General features: G+C 70.1%; 1 protein-coding gene and 3 pseudogenes. All 4 read left to right on the top strand.

Annotation, left to right across the window (positions count from 1 at the left end; all coding sequences use genetic code 11):
• A pseudogene (locus B207_RS40485) lies at window positions 1-252 on the top strand (ISAs1 family transposase); the annotation flags it as partial.
• A 40-nt stretch (window positions 253-292) separates the two neighbouring features.
• Window positions 293-1069: pseudogene (locus B207_RS0104355) on the top strand (DUF4982 domain-containing protein); the annotation flags it as partial.
• Window positions 1066-3267 carry an ATP-binding protein gene (locus B207_RS0104350; protein WP_018635300.1) on the top strand — a complete coding sequence of 734 codons (2202 nt, stop codon included), beginning with the start codon at window positions 1066-1068 and terminating at the stop codon, window positions 3265-3267. The pseudogene B207_RS0104355 and the gene B207_RS0104350, both read left to right, overlap by 4 nt.
• Before the next feature lie 5 nt (window positions 3268-3272).
• Window positions 3273-4064, top strand: a pseudogene (locus tag B207_RS0104345) (branched-chain amino acid ABC transporter permease); the annotation flags it as partial.
• Between the last annotated feature and the right edge of the window lie 229 nt (window positions 4065-4293).

The following is a 4293-nucleotide window of genomic DNA, read 5'->3' as shown; positions in this document are numbered from 1 at the left end:
GCCACCCCGGCAGCCATCCACACCCACGTCCGCCTGCACTGGGGAATCGAGAACCGCCTCCACTACATCCGCGACACCGCCTGGCGCGAGGACGCCTGCCACGCCTCCCGAGGAAACGGGCCCAGAAACCTCGCCACCATCCGCAACCTCGCGCTGAGTCTCCTCCGCCTCCACGGAGTCCGAAAGGTCAAGGAAACCCTCGAGCGCATCGCCGGCGACCGCTACCGGGCACTCCACTACCTGGCTACATAGGGCAATGGATCGTCACACTAGGCGATCTTCGCGCAGCCCTGGGGCCTACCCGTGGCTCACAGCCTGGTGCGGCGACATCGACATCACCGGTCATCGGCGCCCGGCCTCCTACTACCGGGAGGTCGTCTTCGGGCTGCGAACCACGCCCTACATCGCCGTCCATCGCCCCGAGCGGCATGGTGAACCGGTCCGGCTGGCGACCTGGTGGTCGTGGAGCGACTCGATCGCAAGCTGGAGCTGGAGCGGTCACGAGGACAGGCCGGTCCGGGTCGACGTCTACTCCGCCGCGGACGACGTCGAACTCCTGGTCAACGGCCGCTCGGTCGGGCGGGCTCCGGCGGGGGAGAAGCACCGTTTCACCGCCTCCTTCGACACCGTCTTCGAACCCGGCTCGCTCACGGCCGTCGCCTACACCGACGGCCACGAGACCGGTCGGACCGCCCTGCGCTCCGCCACCGGCGAGGTCCGGCTCGACGTCATCGCCGACCGGGAGCAGATCACGGCCGACGACCGCGATCTGGCCTTCGTGTCCGTCACCCTGGTCGACGCGGCCGGCAGTCTGTACAACACCGCCGATCGCAGGATCGCCGTCGAACTGACCGGGCCGGCAGTGCTGCAGGGCTTCGGCAGCGCGAACCCGCGGTCGGAGGAGAACTTCTTCGACACGGTACGAACGACGTTCGACGGGCGGGCGCTCGCCGTGATCCGTCCGACCGCGCCCGGTTCGATCACGCTGACCGTCACGGCCGACGGCTGCCCGCCCGCGGCCGTCCACGTCGAGGCAGTGCCGGCGGAGCAGACCGGGGAACTTCGATGACCGACCAGTCCTTGACCTCCGTGGCCGGGCTGGCCGCCGGGCTGATCGACGCGGAGGCGGAGCGGCAGGAGCGACAGGCCCAGGATCAGCGCGAAGAGCTGTTCGCGGACAGTCTCCTGCCGGGTGTCGGCGGCGAGCCCCTGTCACTGCGTGAAGGGCTGGCCGCGGGTGGGTCACTGACGTTCCTGGTTCTGGTGCTGTTGAACGCGCTGGACGAACTGGAGTCGGCGGCGCTGTCGGTCCTGGCTCCGGACATCCGGGACTCCTTCGGGCTGTCCGACGGCGCGATCGTGTTCATCTCGGCGGCCGCCGGTGCCTTCCTGGTGCTGGGCGCGCTGCCGATGGGATATCTGGCCGACCATTTCCGGCGCAGCCGGGTGATCGGCTGGGCGGGCGTCGCCTTCTCGGCGATGGTGCTCGCGTCCGGCCTGGCCGCAAGCGCGTTCCTGTTCTTCCTGGCCCGGTTCGGTGTCGGGATCGCGAAGTCGAGCAACAACACGGTGCACGGATCGCTGATCGCGGACGCCTATCCGATCGGCGTGCGTGGGCGGCTTTCCGCCTCGATCTACGGTGCGGCGCGGGTCACCGGCGCGTTGAGTCCGCTGGTCGTCGCGGGCATCGCGACCTTGGCGGGTGGCGAGGACGGCTGGCGGTGGCCGTTCCTGATCCTCGGCCTGCCCGCGCTGGTCGTCGCCATCATCGCCTTCCGGCTGCCGGAGCCGGCACGGGGCCAGCAGGAGATGAAGTCGGTTCTCGGCGAGGTGGTCGAGGACGCGGAGGCGATGCCGATCTCGGTGGAGGCGGCCTTCGCGCGGCTGATGCGGATCCGGACCGTCCGGACGGCGGTCACCGCGTTCTCGGCATTGGGGTTCAGCCTTTTCACCACGAGTGTGCTGGCGAACCTGTGGGCGCAGGACCACTACGGGATGTCGACGTTCCAGCGTGGCCTGATGGGCTCGCTCGGCGGGGCCGCGCTGGTCGTCGCGCTGCCGATTGTCGCGCCGCGCTACGACCGGCTTTACCACCGCGATCCGGAGCGGGCGGTCAGGCTGCTCGGGGTGTGCGTGCTGCCGGGTGCGGTGCTGCTGCCGATCCAGTGGTTCATGCCGGGCTGGGTCGCCTTCATGCTGCTGAGCGTTCCGGGTGCGGTGTTCGCGTCGGTCGCGTTCGCGATGGTCGGCCCGGTGGTGCAGTCCGTGACGCCGTACCGCCTGCGCGGGCTGGGCATGGCGCTGGCGGCGGTCTACATGTTCTTCGTCGGCGCCACCGGCGGTGCGGTCCTGTCCGGGCTGATCAGCGACGCCTACGACCCCCGGGTCGCCGTGCTCGTGATCGGGATCCCCGCGACCCTGGTCGGCGGGCTGATGATGATCCGCGGCGCGTCGTTCGTGAAGAGCGACCTGTCCCTGGTGGTCGCGGACCTGCGGGAGGAGCTCGCCGAACGCGACCGGCGGAACGCCGACCCGGAGAACATCCCGGTTCTGCAGGTCAACAACATCGACTTCTCCTACGGCAACGTGCAGGTGCTGTTCGACGTCGCCTTCGAGGTCCGCCGCGGCGAGACCCTGGCGCTGCTCGGGACGAACGGCGCCGGCAAGTCGACCATCCTGAAGGTCATCTGCGGACTCGGCACCCCGTCCCGCGGAGTCGTGCGGCTCGGCGGGCGCACGATCACCTACGTCGCGCCGGAACAACGCGGGAAGTACGGCGTACACCTGCTGCCCGGCGGCAAGGGCGTGTTCGCCGACATGACGATCCGGGAGAACCTGGAGATGGCGGCGTTCCGGATGCGCCGCGACCGGGCCGACCGCGACCGTCGGTTCGCCTACGTCCTCGATCTGTTCCCCGATCTCGCCAGCCGCGAGTCACAGCTGGCCGGCCAGCTGTCCGGCGGCCAGCAGCAGATGCTCGCGCTCGCGATGGTGCTGCTGCACGACCCCGAGGTACTGCTCATCGACGAGCTGTCCCTGGGCCTCGCGCCGGCCGTCGTGCAGGACCTGCTGGCCATCCTCGAACGGCTCAAGGCCGACGGGCTGACGATCGTCGTCGTCGAACAGTCACTGAACATCGCCCTCGCCGTCGCCGACCGGGCCGTGTTCCTGGAGAAGGGCCAGGTCCGCTTCACCGGCCCGGCCCGTGAGCTCGCCGAACGCGACGACCTGGCCCGCGCCGTGTTCCTCGGCCGGGAAGGCGGCTGACCACCATGCAGATGCCCACCGCACAGCTGCTGTTCGACGGCGCGGTCACCGGGCTGGTCATCGGTCTGCTCGCGATTAGCATCGTCCTGGTCCACCGATCCACCCGGGTCATCAACTTCGCGGTCGCGAACATGGGCCTCATCGGCTCCGCGCTGTTCGCGCTGTTCGTCGTCCGCTGGGGCGTCCCCTACTGGGTGGCACTGCCGCTGTCGCTGATCGTCGGCGCGGCCTTCGGCGCGCTCGTCGACCTCACGGTGATCCGCCGCCTGTTCCAGGCACCCCGGGTGATCCTGCTCGTCGCCACCATCGGCGTCGCCCAGCTCGCCCTGACCGTCGTCACCGGCCTGCCGGACCTCGACGACTACCCGCGGGAGTACTACCCGGTGCCGTGGGGTGGCGCCTGGTCGCCCTCCTCGGACCTGCGGATCACCGGTGCCCAGCTGAGCGTCCTGGTCACGGTGCCCGTCGTCGCCATCCTGCTCGGCCTGTTCCTGAGCCGCACGGTGCTCGGTCGCACGGTCCAGGCGTCGGCCAGCAACCCCGAGCTGGCCCGGCTGCAGGGCATCAGCCCGAAGGCGGTCTCCACCGCCATGTGGGCGCTCGCCGGGCTGGTCGGCACCCTCTGCCTGATCCTGATCTCGGCGCAGAACAAGTCGCTGGACCAGCTCACCACCCTGGGCCCCACCACCCTCGTCCGGGCGCTGGCGGCGGCGGTGATCGCCCGCATGGTGTCGATGCGCGTCGCGATGCTCGCCGGGGTGCTGCTGGGTCTGCTGCAGTCGTTCATCCAGTTCAACTAGCCGGGTCTTCCGCACATGGGGATTCGATGCTTCGACCTGCCTGACTGGTGATCAAGGTGGTCGGGTCGGGTCGACGCCGAGGATGTCGAGGAGGTGTTGGTGAAGGTGTGGTGGGCGGGGGATGTAGGCGGGCTGGCCGTCGCGCGCGGGCATGAGGCGCAGCGTGTTGAGCGCGCCGAGGACGAGTGCGCCGGTGGGGCGGGCGGGCCGGCCGGCGTAGAGGCCG

It is taken from the genome of Parafrankia elaeagni (genome assembly GCF_000374165.1).
Lineage (GTDB): Bacteria > Actinomycetota > Actinomycetes > Frankiales > Frankiaceae > Parafrankia > Parafrankia elaeagni.
This window is presented reverse-complemented; position numbering and strand designations above follow the sequence as displayed.